A 17,281-nucleotide genomic window follows, 5' to 3' on the forward strand; every position below is an offset into this window, starting at 1 on the left:
TATGATCAATATTAACAATCTTACAAAGAAATACGGCGAACACGTTGCTCTGAACCAATTGAGCCTTCAAATCAAAGAAGGTGAAATATATTGCCTTCTCGGAGCTAATGGTGCCGGAAAGACTACAACAATCAACCTCTTGCTAGGTTTTACGACACCAACCTCGGGCAATGCCTCTATTAACCAAATAAACGTACAGGAAAATCCTAGGGCAACCAAGCATTTCTTAGCTTACATACCAGAGAATCTGATGCTTTACCCAAGCTTAACTGCTTTAGAAAACCTTGACTATTTTTCTGGAATAGCAGGAAAGAAGCTTTCGACAAAAGAATTAAAAGGCTTTTTGGAAGAAGCGGGACTACAAACAGAAGCCTTTGACAAACGTATCACTACGTTTTCTAAAGGTATGCGCCAAAAAGTAGGAGTTGCTATTGCCTTGGCCAAAGATGCCAAAGTCCTGCTATTGGATGAACCCACTTCTGGTCTTGATCCCAAGGCTAGTAATGAGTTCGGATTGCTGTTGCACAAATTAAAATCAAAAGGTATAGCCACCCTAATGGCAACACATGACCTTTTTCGTGCCAAAGAAGTAGCCACTCATATAGGTATCATGAAAGATGGCAAATTACGGCAACAATTTGTGTCAGACGATATTTCTCTTGCCGAGTTAGAAAAGGTATATCTCGATACCATGGACTATAAAGAAATATTATCATGATAACAAAAACTTTTCTTAAGGAAACCAAGGAATTGTTGCGTGACGGTCGCGTTCGCATCTCCTTAATCATTGTATTCATTTTATTAAGTGTTGCAGTGTGGATCAGTGCTCAACAATACCAAAATGTGAACGCACAGTACTCGGCTGCTAAAACTGCAGAACGTGAGGTTTGGGACAATCAAGGTGAAAAGAACCCACATTCTGCAGCGCATTATGGTACTTATGCCTTTAAACCAAAATATCCTCTTTCGTTAGTAGATCAAGGTGTAGATAAATATACAGGTACTTCCATTTTTCTGGAGGCCCATAACCGCAACGAGGCACAATTTAGCGCAGCGGCAGATCAAACGGGTCTCGCTCGCTTTGGAGATTTGACACCAGATTTTATGTTGCTCTTCATCATTCCCTTGCTCATTGTTCTTCTGGGGTATAATGGTTTTACCAAAGAACGTGAAATGGGTACCTTAACATTGCTCAAGAGTCAGGGCATTTCCCAATGGAAATGGATCTGGGGAAAATGGATGGCGCTTTTTTTCCCTATTTTGTTGATTACGGCTATTCTGTTCTTTATAGCAGGCATCCTATTGTCTAACTTGCAAGATTTTGGAGTGTTCAAATGGGAATCATTGTTCTCATTGTTTGTGGTATATATAGTTTACTATATTATCTTTATCAACTTAGTACTGTTGATTTCTATCAAAACTAAAAAATCAGGCATCTCGCTTGTAGTGTCGCTGTGTATTTGGATCATTGCCTGTTTAGCAGCACCAAAAGCCGCGAGTAATTTTGCCGAAAACAAATATCCCTATCCAACACGACAAGAATTTACGGCCAATGTCTTAAAAGACAAAAAATCCGGGCTCGATGGTCATAATCCCTGGAACAAGGAGGCTAAACTTCTAGAAGAAAAAATATTGAAAGAATACGGTGTGGATAGCTTATCTCAGCTTCCCTTTAACTATGATGCCTATAGAATGCAAAAAGGTGAGGAACACCAGGCAAAGATCTATCTAAAACACTATAATCATCTCAAGAATCAATATAAGCAGCAATCAGATGTATACAGGAATTTGGCGCTTCTATCTCCCTATCTTCCTACTCGATTTTTGAGCATGGCTATTGCCCAGACCGACTATGCCACGCATTGGGATTTTGCCAACGCTGCAGAGGACTATCGCATCGCTACTCAAGAATTTTTGAATGGTAATTTTGCTAAAAACTCAGAATATGGCAATTGGTCGTATCAAGCAGATGCCGAAACCTGGAAACAGTTACCTGACTTTGACTACACTCCTCCTCAACTCGGAGTCATTCTAGAGCAAAATACTTCCAACCTCATGGTCATGGGGCTTTGGTTCTTAGGTTCTTTTGGATTCCTTTTTTTCATTCCTAAAAATTTATAAGTATGTTTAGTTACAATTTTAAATATGAATTAAAGCTGTTGCTCCGTAGCCGATGGATACAGCTCTTGAGTTTGATATTATTACTTCTCTTCGGTTTTTCGGCCTTTAATGGAAAACAAAAAGTAGAGAAGCGTAAAAATATCATTGTAAAGGCACAAGAAGAATTACGGGAAAGCGATGCCGAAATGTTAAAACTTCTCGACTCGGTACAACGCGGAATGGAAGTAAGTGCTTCTCGATGGACTTTACCCACAAGTCCAATGGCTGTAGGAAATTATCATCCCAGGGTAGCTACCATGGAACCCCAGCCTATGGCATTTGTATCAACGGGCCAAGCAGATCTTTTTACCCATTTTGTAAGACCAACGGCAACAGGCGATGATTTTGCTCTAAATTTTACCGAAATGACGAGCCCTGTGCAATTGCTGTTCGGTAGTTTTGACCTGGCATTTGTGATTGTGTATCTACTACCTCTTTTGATCATTGCTTTTTCCTATAACGTGCTTTCTGCCGAGAAAGAAAGTGGTGCACTCCGATTACTGGCCGCACAACCCATTGGTATTCCCAATTGGGTCATGCAAAAACTAGGATTACGTTTCTTCTGGATGTCGGTTTTGGTCATTGCAGCATTAACACTTGTTTTTCTTATCATCGGTATTGACATCCTAAGTCAAAGGAATTTATTTTTAGGACTACTTACTTTGGTGTTGGGATATATGTTCTTTTGGTTTACTCTAGCCTTTTTGGTTAACCTATGGGTAGGTAGTTCTGCCAAGAATGCAGTAGCTATGCTAGGGCTTTGGGTATTGTTTGTATTATTGGTTCCTTCTGTATTGAACCAATTAGGAAATACTCTTTATCCTATGCCATCACGTACCCTTATGGTCAATGAGATGCGTGAAGTGAAAGCAGAAATCACCAAAAAACAGGACGAAATCCTTGATAATTATCTACGTGACCATCCAGAGTATGCGATTAATGATACTTCTCAAAGGAGGTCTTTTTGGCACAGGTATATGGCTTCGCAACAGTTGGTCAAAGAAGAATTAGAACCTGTAGTAAGCTCTTTTGAGAATCAATTGCGAAAACAACAAGACTGGATGAATAAATTCAAATGGATATCTCCGGCAATCACTGTTCAGGAATCATTCAACCACTTGGCAGGAACTTCTACAGAAGACTACGAAAGTTACCGAAAACAGGTCATCGCCTTTGCAGGAAATTGGCGGGAATATTTTGTCCCTCTTCTTTACAATAATAAAAAGTTTGCGCAAAAGGACTATGCTACATTACCAAAGTTTCAATATAGCCCGGCCTCATATCAATTGATTCCAGTGGCTTTAACACTCTACCTGATATCCATTGTACTTTTTGGCCTTGGATTTTTCAGTTCGAAACATCTAAAAACAAAAGGTATACTCAATTAAGAAAATAATGTTCAATTTTTAAATAAAACAATAATGATTACCAAAGAAGAAGTACAAAAAGCACAAACAGAATGGGGTAACGGGGTTGTCGAGATCGGTGCTAAAAAAGATCAAAGAGAGGAATGCGAGCGTTTTACAAGCAAGTTCCTGGATGAACGCTATGCTTTTGATAAAAAGAAGGTACTGTTTAAGCCCACCAAAACATCGCTCATTCAATTTAGGCCTGATAAGGAAGGAGCTCTCTCATATTTTATTGCAGGAAACGATCAATATCCAGAGGATGGAGGTTTTGCTATTCAACCCTGGACCAAGGTACGTTTTGAAAACGAGGCTATGCTACTCGAAGAAAAAAGAGCTTTGGCCATGGGTAACTATTACTTTACTGGCCTAGATGGGCAGGAGGTCAAAGTTGAATATACCTTTGGCTATACTCTTGATCCTTCTGGAAAATTAAAGATAGACGTTCATCATTCCTCCCTACCTTATAACCCTGAGGCGTCGGTATGATTTTCTTCGGCAAACGGCAAGAAAAAACCCTTTTTCTGGTTTGTCCTATGGATTTTATGGAACCCGTGATCAGGGAAAGGTATAAAGGAAATTCTTTTTTTTACACCGCCCTGGGGGTTTTTCTTGAGTTCGATGAATCCACCCAGTATAATCTTTATAAGCTAATAAAGAAAGAGGGGATAGATTATATCACATTGGTCGCCAAGGCTGATGGGGATTTCTACCAGGGGGCATTGCTCGATTGGCAGACGCCATTGCACCTTCCTGTGGAGCGATCTTTGGCGCAATTGAAAACTGGTATTGCTCCAAGGATAGAACGACAGAAAGGCTCTTTCTTAAAATCGAGAATGATTATAGGCGAACACCTGGACCAGCAAAGAGAACGTCTTCTTAATACTAAACTTCTAGGGATTGGATTGCTACGTAATGGGATAGGTGTAGATAGTCTTGTTTATGAACCTTCTAATAAAAGCTTTACAACTACTGGAGATGTTTTAAATAGGGCAAAATTATTTGATGGGATGATGGTTAATTAAAAAACGATATGAAATGAAAAACTCATGTTTTTAGTCTTTTTGCTTTAGATAAAGATTCTCTTTGCCGTACAAAACGAGATAGACAACTTCCTCCTTCCAAATACCTATCATTATTCCGATGGTAGGTATTGGATGTTGATGAGAAATTAAACAAGTCCGATTTTTTGAACTTAAGTCATTGAAAACAGAAAATCCAAAACTAAAATTTAAAATCAATGAAAATAAAGCTTAAATAAAATGACCTCGAAAGACCTACACTATCTTATGTTAAAGGCAGTAGAGGTTGAGAATATATTTTAAGACAAAAAATAAATTATCAGTAAACTCACTTTTTAATACAGTTTTAATCATGTTTAACCGAATTGCTCTTTATGTTTTTCTTTTGATGCTTTTAGTTTCCTGTAAAGATCAAGTACAAAAAAAGCACGTCCCATCTGCAATTGATCGAGAAAAGATTGATGCGGCCTTTGGCAAGCATGTTTCTGCGATAATGTTGAATCATTTATATATAGTTCTGGATAGTCTCTCATACTCTAGTTTAACAAAAGATATTGGATGGGGCAAAACTTATGGAACATTAGATAAAGGACTTCCTTCTTTTGCTCCAATAGATAATGATACACCTATGTGTTATCTAAGAGGACATAAACATTATATAGAAATTTTAGGGCCTAACAATGTATTCAACGAACCTGTTGGAAAAAGTGGCGTAGGTTTCACTCTAGAGAATAATGATGAACATTTTCATTTAGGTGTTAAACCAAAGCTAAAAGTAGAAAACACTCGATTTCTTAATGCTACAAAAACTGTAGATATGGAATTAAGTAACCAAAAAGAAACTTGGTTCAAAGCATTTTATACCCCAAGTCCTGGTACTGCTTTACACACCTGGTATGCTTTTTATAATCCTATTTTTCTTGATAGTCTTTACCAAAAACATCATCCTTTTTATTCGCGTGAAGCGTTTTTAAAGCCGAACTACGCAAACCAAAAGCTTTTTAACGGTATAAAATCGATTGCAATGACCTGTACTACTGATGACTACATCCGTATCACACAAGAATTATATCATCTGGGATGTAAATTATTAGAAAAAGATGGTCACATGCTTAGTATTGATGGAGGAGATATAATCATAAAAATTACGGCATCTAATGAGGTTGAATATAGCCAAATCACCCAGATACGATGTCATTTAAATAGATCTGACGATAGTGTTACTAATCTGGGAAATGTCACCATTATTAACAAAGGGAAAGAATCTATATGGAATTTTGATAATCTTCATAAAAATAACTTTTAAATCATATAAAAATGAAAACTCATTATTTAACCACCGTAATCCTGTCCTTATCTATTACTTTAATAGGGTGTAAACAACAAAAGAAAAATGTTACAGAAGAAGAAATTGCAAATCCACATGTTAAAGAATCTATAGAAGTTCAACAATCGATCACCATAGAAAAGTTAGAAAATTCTCCGGCCTATACAGATGCTGCACTTACTTTGGATTTACCTGAAACCATTAAAATTTCTCAGGGAGGTGATATGGATTTTACGTTTAATTTAAAGAATTATGAATTAGGTGCTCAAACCCAGGGACCAAATTCTCTAAGGTTGGCAAATTCGGGAAAAGGGCAGCATATTCATTTTATTTTGGATAATCAGCCCTACTCTGCACATTACGAACCTAATTTTAAAAAAGAAATCCCTGATGGTGTACATCATTTAGTTGCTTTTTTAAGCCGTTCATACCACGAATCGGTCAAAAATACAAACTCGGTAGTAGTTAGAAAACTTATGGTTGGTGCCAATCCCCAAGATTCTCAAGGGTTAGATATGAAAGCTCCGACGCTTATCTACAGTCGACCTAAGGGAGAATATGCCGATAAGGATGCTGAGAGTTTATTACTTGATTTTTTTGTATTGAACACCACTCTTTCTGAAGATGGACATAAAGTTCGTGCTACTATTAATGGTGAAGAATTTATCATTACAGAATGGGCTCCGCAGGTTATCAAAGGGCTTCCAATGGGAGAAGTTAGTATTCAACTAGAATTGCTGGATGAAACCGGAACGCTGATTCCTGGTCCTTTCAATAAAGTTACCCGTACCGTACTATTAAAAGAATAATAACACGGCTTATCTATGGTAATGAAAAACGTTATCATTTATTTTTTTACAGTTACCAAAAAGTGAAACAATGTAATTAAATAATCACATGGAAAACCCAGCTCTTGAATTTCTATCTAAGCATGTTATGTCCAAATACATACAACATCAAGTGTTAACCAAGCCATTTAATGATTTAAAATATGATCAATTTGAATCGGCAATTAACACCCAAATGATAAAAGAGGCTAGTGTTGAACAACGAGAATTTCTATACATTTATACAGAAAAATGCATTATAGAGCCTACTTTTGGGTGGGCTCTTTCAGAAAATTTTCGGTTGATTGCAGAATCTTACCCTTATGCTCAATTTGTGCTTGACCAGTTCAAACCAACGATTACAAAAACTCATTATTTTCGGCAAAAGAAGGTAACCCTAAACAAGGCTATTTTGTTATCAGAAAATTACACCAACTACTTTCATTTTCTGAATGATTTTGTTGGACGATTAGCACTACTTGATCGTTTAAATGTATCTCGAGATATTCCTGTTATTGTATCTGAAAAATTAAGATCAAGTATTTTTTTTCAGCAATTTAACATGTTATGTCCAAAATTCTTCGATCGTAATTGGGTGTTTCAGGCTACAAATGAATATTATGAAATTGAAGATGCTACTTATTTTGTTCAAAATATAAGTTGCAAACATGAAAATTTTTGCCCATTGCTTGATGAATTGCCTTACGAAGAAAACGCTGTTATTTCTCCTGATAAAATATTTATTACTCGTCGAGGAATCTATGGAAGAGGTTTAACAAACTCCTCGGAAATTGAAAACATTGCTCAAAACAATAATTTTAAAATAATCGACGCGCAGAACTTTACCATTGCAGAACAAGTTAAGTTATTTTCCAATGCTACACATATTATCGGATTACATGGTGCAGGGCTTATGAATATGATATATTCTAAAAACAAACATATTAAAATACTTGAATTATTTCCCGGGAACTTTTATAAAGCCGTTTATTATTGGCTGGCATCACAATTTTCGCACAGCTATGATTGTATCAGAGGGTTACCAACTACGGATAATGAGCAGACCATTACTTCAACATCTGTCATTTTTAAGAGTAATTTTTATATGCCACCAGATACTTTTTTGAATAAATTAATAGCATGGCTTAGGTAATAATTTTGGCTGAAAGGACTTAACTAAGTCTAAAAAACAATGCTATAGATATTACAAGAGATAGATTTAATAAAGATGTAACTTTTAAGATCACTCCTATCATCAAAGGTCTTAGAGAATTAATGCATATTTTCGGGTACATCAATTTCTATATAGAAAACCTATCCAGGTAAATAATGAAACCAAAAATCGTTTTGTAGTAGATGTGATCATATTTTAAATATACAAGATCTCGCTAATTGTATATCGATCTTTAGAAAACGTAAAAAAACAAGAGCTCAAAATCAGAGCTCTTGTATATAAGCTTTACAGTAAGCAATTACCCATAAAACAAGGAACAGGACATCTTGGTGCGTTTGCAGGACTATTTCCTCCAGGACAATAATATCCGCCTGATTTACCATTGATTTGCTTAAGTTCTTCTCTGCTTAAAGCTTTTCCTAAATTTAACAATGATTTTTTCATACTTCAAAGTCATTAAATGTTATTAATACGGACAACACATTCCATTCTGAACGCTACCATAGCATCTTGCTCCAGGAAAACCACCGGCTCCAGTTGGCTCATATGAACACTCTATACCGTTTCCACCTTCTAAAGTATATTCTGAAGAACAACCGCAAGTTCCAAAACTTCCTCGCAATCCTCCATGGATATTTTTTTGCTCCGATTTACTAAGTGCTTTTCCTAAGTTTAACAATGATTTTTTCATAAATAATAATAATTTAAAAAAATGATTAAGTCCCCGAACATTTAATGACACTCAAGGTTTATGTCAATTCCCTTTTACACCGTATTCCATTTGTTATCCCCAGGTTTTGCAATACATTAAGCATAAAACTCAATGGCTTACATATTACTAATGCAGGAATCAAAAAACATAACAGACATTTTTTTAATTTTTTTCAAATTCTTTTTGATTATTTTTATCCCAATTGACACAATTAAGTGATAAAAGTGGTCTATAATCAACAGGTCAAAATAGGATCAGGTTGCTTAAAAAGAAATTATCCTTTGATATGATGAATAGCAGTAAGCTGAAAAAGATAGTCGAACAGGCAATACAAGGAAACGAATTGCCTTTTGATCGATTTGTTAAAGATCTTTTTGAGCAGCTAAAACCAAAACTTTTATCCTTAACCCAATCCCAACAAGAAACCGAAGATATTTTTATTGGTGCTATGCAAAAATTTTGGGAACGATTTGTAGTTCTTCAGGAAAAATTACCAGAAAATAGCATTGGTTATATTTTTGTGATGTGTAAAAACAATTGGCTTATTTCGAAACGTCATCCCTGGAATTCTGTAGTATTAAAAGAAACAATTTCGGAAGATCAAAAATTTAATGATCATAATAATAACATTAATGATTCTCTAGAAAACCTGGAAATAGAATGGCTGCAAAAAAGAGCTTTATCAGAAGCGTTGGATAGCTTATCTCAAAAATGCAAAACCCTTATGCAAACAGAAATAGATTCTGATACAAAATTAAAAGATTTACAAGAACAACTAGGGTATGTTAATTATCAAGCACTAGTGCAAGCAAAATATAATTGTAAAAAGAGACTTATTAAAAAAGTCTACGAGATATTTGATCAATTAATGGCTCTCAAACAACGTTAAGATGAAGGAGATACAGGATAAAGACATCGTATTGATTACCCGTTATTTTGATCTGGATCTTTCAGAGAAGGAAATGGAATCATTTGATCAAAGGCTTCAGGACGATCCTATTTTTGCCACTAAGGTTAAAAAGTACCAACACAGTATTAATCTTATTGACAAAAACTACCCTAATGCGAATCAAAAGCAACGCACCAAAAAATGGAAGGAGCTAATTGCTGAAGGTCAGGCTTCGAATAAAAAGACCTCCTGGAAACGGATTGCGGGTATTGCTGCTATCTTTTTATTACTCATTTCTTCCTGGTATTTTATGTTCCCTATACAAGAAAGCAATCTTAATGAACTAGCCAAAAATGCCTGGAACAAGAATGTAGGTTTTAGTGATTATCAGGTAAGAAACACAAAAGAATTCAACCAAAAAAAAGTAGTGATCGATGCTTTTAAGTTGTATAAAAAGAAAGATTATTTATCAGCAATTGAAACCTTAGAAAAATACGATCCTTCTTCATTATATTATGAAGATGCCCTATTGATTCGAGCCTTATCCATTCATAAAACAGGTATGTCTAAAGAGGCTATACAGCTTCTGGATTCTTTGACCAATCATCCAACAGGAAGATTATTAAATGAAGCTCTATGGTATAAAGGATTAATTTATCTTGATCTAAACGATCTTGAATCTGCCAGAAAATACCTTAAAATACCTAACAACTTTACTTCAGAGATACGATTGAAACAATGATTTGATTGATTTTCTTTTCATATAAAAAAATACTCCCAACGTGATTAATCCAATCAATCCATAGAATATCCAACTCATATGGATAGGTTTTTCAAACTCTATAGCATCATAATTACCAACAAGATAAAAACCTCCCCAATAAACCGGATCCTGAGTAAACACATCAGTGGTTTGTAGAAATTTTAGCTTAGCTTGTTGTAAGGCTTCTGCTTTATTCATCCCCTGACTTAGATTACTATAAAAATTCTGCATTATCTCTGGAGTGGTTTTATCTGACACCTCCCAACCAGTTAGTAAAAGGCTTTTTGTTCCTGCATATTGAAAGGCAGTACCAAGACTTAAAACACCTTCGCCTTTGGCTATTTTACCCATTCCCGTATTACAGGCGCTTAGCACAGTCAATTCTGCAGGAATATTCAATGCATACAATTCATGGCTATATAAAATATTATCCTCTAATGAATCTTCAGTTTTGGTAAAATAAATTCTGGAATTCTCGGGGTTTTGATCATCTACTTCACCATGAAGCGCCAGATGTAAAACATTATAATCTGAAAGGTTATTTTTAAAGTTTTGTTCGATCGCCTGTGAACCAAAAAAGTATCGTCCTTTAACTATAGTGGCAATTTTTTTAATCTCTTTTCTTGTTCCTGGTAAATCCTCATGAGCATCTCTTAGGACTTCAAGATCCATTTGATTGCCTACAGATAATGAGTCTTCATTTGAAAATGAAAATGCCAAACATTCTTTACGAATCTCAGATGTTGTTATCGATTTATAAATTCCTTCATCAAACAACAAACTAGCTGAATTAGCATAACTAACAGCATATTCTTTTATTAGATATGATAACTTACTATTATTTTCTTTTTTTACATCAGAGGTCAACAAAAGATCAAAGTTAAGATGCCATAGAGATTCATCTGGAATGATTATTAACTGGTTACCAATTATTTGATCCTTCATCGGAGCTAAAAGTTCATTAAACAATGCGTATCCTAATCGTTTATACTCTACTTTGTTTTTAAGCAAAATACTTGATCTGAAAGCCTCAATTTTTTTATCAATTTCAGAAATCGATAATTCTTTAATACCGGCATCATTTTTTGTTATTACAAAAGCATATAATGTACTGTCTACCATAAAATATTCCAAAAGCGTAGTGTTTTCTTGCAATCGTTTTTGAATTTCTTTAATGGATAGCGTGTTATTGTCATACTTTAATTGGTAATATTTAGAATATTTCTTTTCGAGTACTTCTTTTAAAGAATCCTGACGACGGGAAATATCGGTAATCTTACTTTCGATATCAGAAACTTTGGTTTGATCTGTATTTTCTTTTCCGATTGTAGCGTAAAAAGCAGATTTAGCATCTGCCAACTCTTTTCTTAAGCTTTGTTCCAGATTCAGGAGCTTTTCGGGCAATCCTGAAAACCCTTTGGCATTAGCATCATTCAACAATTCTTTAAGCAAGTTTGCCTTACTTCTTTCTGCATAATTAAAAGCTTTTTCTATCTTCTCATCCTCATTTCCTGTATCAGATAATAATTGGGTAGCAATACCCCCGTAAAAAACATTTTTTACATCCTTAGCAAAAGTTAGCTTATCTTCTTTATTGTATTGAGTTCTCCTGATTGTTTCTACCAATCGACCAGCTTTTTCATATGTATTTATGCTTTCCTCAAGAATCTTTGGATCGTTTCCTTTTTCGTATATTGATTTTAGCGTAAATGCTTTCCGCTCCAGCGATTTCAACAATCGAGTTAGACTTAAAAACATATCAAACTCTCCGTAATTTCCTACCCCACTACTTTTAAGTTGTTTATTTGCTGTAATTGCTTTTTCTAAATAATTTAATGCATTATTAAATTCCTTTTTATCGATTTCAAAAGTTGCCATCATAATATAGGATTCTACAGTATAAAAACTATGCTCCCCAAAAACCTTTAATCGAATATCAAGTGATTTTTGAGCATATTCATTTGCTCTTTTATATTGACCGATTTCATGATATAACTCACTTAAGTATGTATGAAAATAGGCTGTTCGTACATTATCCTCTCCATAAGCTTTTCTAGCTAGAATAAGCGCTTTTTTGACATAAACAATTCCCTCTTCTCCTCTTATCACCAGTCCCTTGAGGCTATAAGGCAATGCAAGGTTAGGAAAATCTTCGCCAAAAGCCTTGATCCCTATTGTTATGGTTTTATCTACATGAAACAGCGCTTTATCGTTATTTTTCTGAAAATAATATATGTTCGCAATATTATAGTGCATACGTACCTGATCAGGATGATCAACTCCTAATTGCAATTCGCTTAAATGAAGAGATTTTATGTAATACTCCAAACTTCTATTCTCTTCTTTTTTATAGCTATACATCAGTCCGATATTGTTGTATAGATCTACGAAATAAAAGTTATCTGGTTTGTAAATTTTATTTGCTATGGCCAATGCTTTTTTAAGATATACTAATGTTTCGTCATATAATCCTTGCTCAAAAAGTGCATTGCCCATTTGTCTATAAATTTCGGCTATTTCGATCGGATCTTCATTTGCTTTTTTCTTCCTGATCTCAATTGCTTTGTTAAAATGATCCATAGCTTCTTCATAAAGCCCTTTATATGTTTTGACAGTACCAAAATTATAATGAGATCTGGCAAAGTCCTCATCTTCATCTGTAAAGCTTTCGGATCTTAATTGAAATGCTTTTTCAAAATATTCTAACGAAAGATCCAGATCAGATTTACCTTTCATATAATAAGCCCCCATATTATCCCAAGCCCTGGCCTTTTGCTTTGGGTTAATATCGGTTTTTTGTTCTATAATTTGTAAGGCTTGCTCTGTGTGATGCAAAGCTTTGGGAAGATTAAATGTATACATATAATTTTCAGAAAGCTTGTTATGAGATGCTATAACCTGATTCCAATCCTGATTCCTTTCATAAATTTGTTTAGCTTCTTCATAATTTTGAATCGCTAGTTTAAAATTTCTATAATACAGTAAAGAATCTCCTTTTTTGAAAAACCTATTTGCCTCATCAATGTCGTCAGCCTTTTGAGCATAAATGGGGTGATAAAAAATTATACTTAATACTAGTAAGGCTTTAAAAAAGATGTGTGAAATGAGTTGAGACATGAGTTTGTGTTTGAAAGAAAACAAAAGTAATTAATTTAGTTAATTAAGTATTTTTCGTCAAAAACTGATTACATAATCTGTCTTTAAAAGAACGACTCAACTTATTTTATCTGAGAGGTATTGAGATTATTTGAAAGTGTCGATGATATCCTGAAAAATGGCTCTCAAATTGAGCATACAAGGTATAGAAGTTATGATAATTTCATAATCAACTTACTATCTGAGGTAATCGCTTATTGAATATTTACTTAGTTACTTATTTTTTTAATTTATCAACCTTCCTGTCGCCTCTTTTAGTATATAATTACAGTGATCTACATCATCTGTATTAAGTTCAAGAATACCGGTAACCTCTATAATTTGATCTGTTTTAAATTTTGGCTTTTGTTTAAAAATAACTTCAACAATACTTTCTGGACCTGCTGCACCACAAAAAAAACAGGAAGACCTAGGGTTTTTAGATACCATATAGAATTCATCTTCTTCAATAGAAAAATCTAAAAAGTAACCTTTAATACGAATTTGAGCACCTTGGTATGACTTTATAATAGGTCCGAATCTTGGTTTTAAAAAGATATCATCATATTTTGAACTGTAAACATTATAAAATTTTACATCAGCCAAATCGTGCCAGGTTAATTTTTCTTGAGAAAATAGGTTGAATTTAGTTACTATAAAAAACAGGATTAGGAAGACTATTTTATACATCAGATATTGTTTTAGAAACATTTAATTTAAATAAAGGCAATGAGGCCAGAATCGCTGCCAGGAAGGTGGTTAGAATCACTAGTATCAATATGAGTAGTTCTTTATTAGTGGGAAAGCTAAATACAAAATGGTATCTATATATATTTTCTGTAAAAGCTGAAAAAAACCAGATACTTATTCTTCCCAAAACCCACCCTAAAATAGATCCTAATAGAGATAAAAAAAGTGCCTCCAGAAAGACCAATTTTATCAACTGAAAAGTGTTGGCCCCATAGGTACGTAACAAGGCCAACTCTTGTTTTCTTTCTCTTACCGTTTTGATTAGGTTAATAAATATACTAAGACCTGCTACCAACAATATTGCAATAGCAATACCATTAATTGTACGAAAGCCAATTCCTAAAAATCTCATTAATCGCTCGATTTCAAATTTGGGGAGTGCCGCTTGCATGGTCGTTTTTTCATTAATACGTCTAGACATTTGCAAAGCCCCAAAGGGGTTTCTAAATTTAACTAGTAAAGAGGTTATTTCTCTTTGTTGTTCATGCTCTTCTTCATGATGATTGTGTTCATCGTTATGTTCATGTACCTCCCAAATACTTTGTAGATTAGTGATGATAAGGTGATCAATAATCGCCCCTGTTGGTTTTAATACTCCAGTAACGATAAAAGGTTTCTCATCATGAGTTTCTAATCCATTTTCGGCTAAACCATGTGCACTGGTAAAAGTATCTCCTATTTGTAGGTTAATTTTTTTTGCTACTTCATTTCCAATAACTACTTCAAAAGGTTTTTCATATAACTTCCCTTCTTGCAAGGTTGCATCATACTTATCCAAGTACTCATTTGACGTACCTAACACTCTATACCCTCTATAATTATCTCCATAAGAAACGGGTATCATTTCTTTAACCATAGGATTTCTAGCAATTTTTAAAGCTTCATCTAATGGTATATTACCCGTAGGATCATCAATGTGCAAAACAGAAGACAACACTAGTTGTAGCGGACTTCCTTTAGCACCAATAACCATATCAAATGGTTTAGTATTATTTTCTAAATGTTGATTAAGCTGATTTCTTACTTGCAGAACAAAAGTTGTTAGCGAAATACTTAGCAATAATAGCGAAACACTCAAAATAGTGTTTAAAGGTTTAGAAATTAAGTTTTTGTAAGCCAGGTATAACAATTTTATAAACTTATATGATTATCAAAATGTGATTTCACTCTTTTATCATGAGTTACGATCACCAAATTACTTTTACAGATTTGAGCCTCTTTTTTTAATAGGGAAATAACTTTTTCACAATTGGTATCATCTAGGTTAGATGTAGGTTCATCTGCTAATATAACTTTAGGTTTATGTATGACTCCTAAGGCAATCGAAAGTCGCTGTTGTTGTCCTTCACTTAATTGATACACTCTTTTGCTTTGAAGATCTGAGAGTCCTAACTGCGTGATCAATTCTTCTTTTCGATAACGATCACTTTTCTTTTTGGAAAGTTGCTCACGTAGCGTTAAATTTTCTAATAAAGATAAAGATCTGATAAAATAAGCTCGTTGAAAAATTAGCCCAATATTTTGTCCTATGAAATGGTCTAATTGTTTTCGCGTAAGTGTATTCAAACAAGTATTGGCAATAAAAATATCTCCTTCTTTTGGAGGTAAAAGACCTGCCAAAAGATGTAATAATGTCGTTTTACCAACACCTGAAGGCCCCAAAACCAATATATCTTCTTTCGAGGGCAAATCAATATCTGGAAAACAAAAGGTACGATTTTTTGTATCCCGATAGGTAAACTGAAGAGATTTGGTTCGTATCATAAAATGATTTTTTCAAAAATAAGTAAATATTACTAAAGCAACAAAGTTGCATTTGTAAAATAATACTATCTTTACCAAGCATAAACAAATACATTTTCTTTTGAACATATCTCACATACGTAATAACTCAGATACTTTAGGAATTATAGCAAGTAGCTTATGTTTGGCGCATTGCTTAATTACTCCTTTTCTTTTTATCGCTAATACTGGTTCAGTAATGTTACAAGATGTACATCCTACCTGGTGGAAATCTTTAGACATTATTTTTTTAGGCTTTTCTTTTATAGCGATTAGCAGATCTGTTAAAACCACTTCAAAGCCCAAAATGAAGTATGCTTTTTGGATAAGTTGGCTGCTGTTATTCGTTATTGTTCTAAATGAAAAATTTCTTTTAATTTCTTTACCAGAAGCACTCATTTTTGTAGCATCTCTATTATTAGTGGTTTTACATTTCTACAATCTAAAATACTGTCAATGCAAACAAAAATGTTGTAAAACCAATTAATCCCAGTAAAATGAATAGAAAGAAAATAGAATTGATAGGAGATGCACATATTTCTAATAGCATAGAAACTCCTTTACGAGAGGGTGCCTTTGAAAAATCTGATAATGAAAAGATCAAAAATATTCAACATCACTTTTCTGAAATAATGAAAGAGTTGGGGCTCGATTTAACAGATGATAGTCTTTCGGGAACTCCATACAGAGTAGCCAAAATGTATATAAAAGAACTTTTTTATGGTTTAAATCCTAAAAACCGTCCAAAGATTTCAACTTTTGATAATAAGTACGGGTATCAAAAAATGTTGGTAGAACATAATATTACTATTGATTCTGCTTGTGAGCATCATTTTTTACCCATAATTGGTACTGCGCATGTAGGGTATATTCCAAAAAACAAGGTAGTAGGATTGTCAAAAATTAACAGGTTAGTCGATTATTACTCACATCGCCCTCAGGTACAAGAAAGATTATGTCTGCAAATCTTAAATGACTTACAACAAACCTTAGAAACCAAAGATGTTATTGTTGTAGTTAATGCTAAACACCTATGTGTTTCTTCTAGAGGAATTAAAGATAAAAGTAGTTTTACCACCACGATTGAGTATGGAGGGCAATTTATAGAGCCTTCTCTACGAAATGAGTTTTTTGGCATTATTAAAAAAAACAATGAGTAATCTTTTTCATTGGTTCATACATCCTTCGATTTCAAACGTTGCCTATAACATCGCGAAACAGCAGTATAGATTTTTTTGGATGTAACATCCAATATATATTGTACTTGTATTTAGCTCTCTTGGATACTCTATCCTAAAATTAATAAGCTCTGCACTATTAATAGCCTGAAAAAA

The 17,281-nt window shown here is 34.1% G+C and carries 18 protein-coding genes; 12 read left to right on the plus strand and 6 right to left on the minus strand.

The features are described 5' to 3' along the window. The first annotated feature begins 1 nt into the window (after nt 1). From NNL09_RS03965 to NNL09_RS04000, 8 genes are all read left to right on the plus strand, one after another. Nucleotides 2–718, plus strand: a complete 717-nt coding sequence (locus NNL09_RS03965; protein WP_196909204.1) for an ABC transporter ATP-binding protein — start codon at nt 2–4, stop codon at nt 716–718. Next, nucleotides 715–2,121, plus strand: a complete 1,407-nt coding sequence (locus tag NNL09_RS03970) for a DUF3526 domain-containing protein (protein ID WP_196909205.1) — start codon at nt 715–717, stop codon at nt 2,119–2,121. Before NNL09_RS03965 ends, NNL09_RS03970 begins: the two co-directional genes overlap by 4 nt. A 2-nt stretch (nt 2,122–2,123) precedes the next feature. Then, entirely contained in the window at nt 2,124–3,548 is a 1,425-nt protein-coding gene (locus NNL09_RS03975) for a DUF3526 domain-containing protein (protein WP_196909206.1), read from the plus strand. 33 nt (nt 3,549–3,581) lie between these two features. Continuing rightward, nucleotides 3,582–4,055 carry a hypothetical protein gene (locus tag NNL09_RS03980; protein WP_025663151.1) on the plus strand — a complete coding sequence of 158 codons (474 nt, stop codon included), beginning with the start codon at nt 3,582–3,584 and terminating at the stop codon, nt 4,053–4,055. Beyond that, a complete protein-coding gene (locus tag NNL09_RS03985) occupies nt 4,052–4,591 on the plus strand; it encodes a hypothetical protein (RefSeq protein WP_025663152.1) in 540 nt (179 codons plus the stop codon). The genes NNL09_RS03980 and NNL09_RS03985 overlap by 4 nt, the downstream gene beginning before the upstream one ends. 349 nt (nt 4,592–4,940) lie before the next feature. Further along, nucleotides 4,941–5,894, plus strand: coding sequence for a DUF5829 family protein (locus NNL09_RS03990; protein WP_196909207.1), 954 nt, complete (start codon nt 4,941–4,943; stop codon nt 5,892–5,894). A gap of 11 nt (nt 5,895–5,905) precedes the next feature. Further along, nucleotides 5,906–6,724, plus strand: coding sequence for a hypothetical protein (locus tag NNL09_RS03995; RefSeq protein ID WP_196909208.1), 819 nt, complete (start codon nt 5,906–5,908; stop codon nt 6,722–6,724). Nucleotides 6,725–6,812: 88 nt separating this feature from the next. Continuing rightward, the gene (locus tag NNL09_RS04000) at nt 6,813–7,895 is read left to right on the plus strand and encodes a DUF563 domain-containing protein (protein WP_196909209.1); all 1,083 of its coding nucleotides are present in this window, start codon (nt 6,813–6,815) and stop codon (nt 7,893–7,895) included. A gap of 306 nt (nt 7,896–8,201) precedes the next feature. Here NNL09_RS04000 and NNL09_RS04005 read toward each other — a convergent pair whose 3' ends face one another. After that, a complete protein-coding gene (locus NNL09_RS04005) occupies nt 8,202–8,360 on the minus strand; it encodes a hypothetical protein (RefSeq protein ID WP_160170033.1) in 159 nt (52 codons plus the stop codon). Between the two features lie 22 nt (nt 8,361–8,382). Further along, complete coding sequence (locus NNL09_RS04010) at nt 8,383–8,607, minus strand: hypothetical protein (RefSeq protein ID WP_025663156.1); 225 nt, start codon at nt 8,605–8,607, stop codon at nt 8,383–8,385. Nucleotides 8,608–8,887: 280 nt separating this feature from the next. On the opposite strand from NNL09_RS04010, the gene NNL09_RS04015 reads away from it, so the two are divergent. Together NNL09_RS04015 and NNL09_RS04020 are read left to right on the plus strand one after the other, a co-directional pair. Beyond that, a complete protein-coding gene (locus tag NNL09_RS04015; protein ID WP_196909210.1) occupies nt 8,888–9,517 on the plus strand; it encodes an RNA polymerase sigma factor in 630 nt (209 codons plus the stop codon). Between the two features lies 1 nt (nt 9,518). Continuing rightward, complete coding sequence (locus tag NNL09_RS04020) at nt 9,519–10,259, plus strand: tol-pal system YbgF family protein (RefSeq protein ID WP_196909211.1); 741 nt, start codon at nt 9,519–9,521, stop codon at nt 10,257–10,259. Here the strand turns inward: NNL09_RS04020 and NNL09_RS04025 are convergent. The 4 genes from NNL09_RS04025 to NNL09_RS04045 all read right to left on the minus strand — a co-directional run bounded on the left by NNL09_RS04025 (nt 10,236) and on the right by NNL09_RS04045 (nt 15,929). Further along, entirely contained in the window at nt 10,236–13,397 is a 3,162-nt protein-coding gene (locus NNL09_RS04025; RefSeq protein WP_196909212.1) for a CHAT domain-containing tetratricopeptide repeat protein, read from the minus strand. The genes NNL09_RS04020 and NNL09_RS04025 overlap by 24 nt on opposite strands. A 264-nt stretch (nt 13,398–13,661) precedes the next feature. Continuing rightward, nucleotides 13,662–14,105, minus strand: coding sequence for a hypothetical protein (locus NNL09_RS04035; protein WP_231389152.1), 444 nt, complete (start codon nt 14,103–14,105; stop codon nt 13,662–13,664). Then, nucleotides 14,098–15,243, minus strand: coding sequence for an FtsX-like permease family protein (locus NNL09_RS04040; protein ID WP_196909213.1), 1,146 nt, complete (start codon nt 15,241–15,243; stop codon nt 14,098–14,100). The genes NNL09_RS04035 and NNL09_RS04040 overlap by 8 nt, the downstream gene beginning before the upstream one ends. A 53-nt stretch (nt 15,244–15,296) precedes the next feature. Beyond that, entirely contained in the window at nt 15,297–15,929 is a 633-nt protein-coding gene (locus NNL09_RS04045) for an ATP-binding cassette domain-containing protein (protein WP_196909214.1), read from the minus strand. A gap of 163 nt (nt 15,930–16,092) precedes the next feature. Here NNL09_RS04045 and NNL09_RS04050 point away from each other — a divergent pair, with 163 nt between their 5' ends. Together NNL09_RS04050 and folE are read left to right on the plus strand one after the other, a co-directional pair. After that, the gene (locus NNL09_RS04050; protein WP_231389166.1) at nt 16,093–16,434 is read left to right on the plus strand and encodes a MerC domain-containing protein; all 342 of its coding nucleotides are present in this window, start codon (nt 16,093–16,095) and stop codon (nt 16,432–16,434) included. A 10-nt stretch (nt 16,435–16,444) separates the two neighbouring features. Then, entirely contained in the window at nt 16,445–17,107 is a 663-nt protein-coding gene (gene folE, locus NNL09_RS04055; protein ID WP_196909215.1) for a GTP cyclohydrolase I FolE, read from the plus strand. Nucleotides 17,108–17,281 lie beyond the last annotated feature (174 nt).

Source organism: Aquimarina sp. EL_43 (genome assembly GCF_943422735.1).
Lineage (GTDB): Bacteria > Bacteroidota > Bacteroidia > Flavobacteriales > Flavobacteriaceae > Aquimarina > Aquimarina megaterium.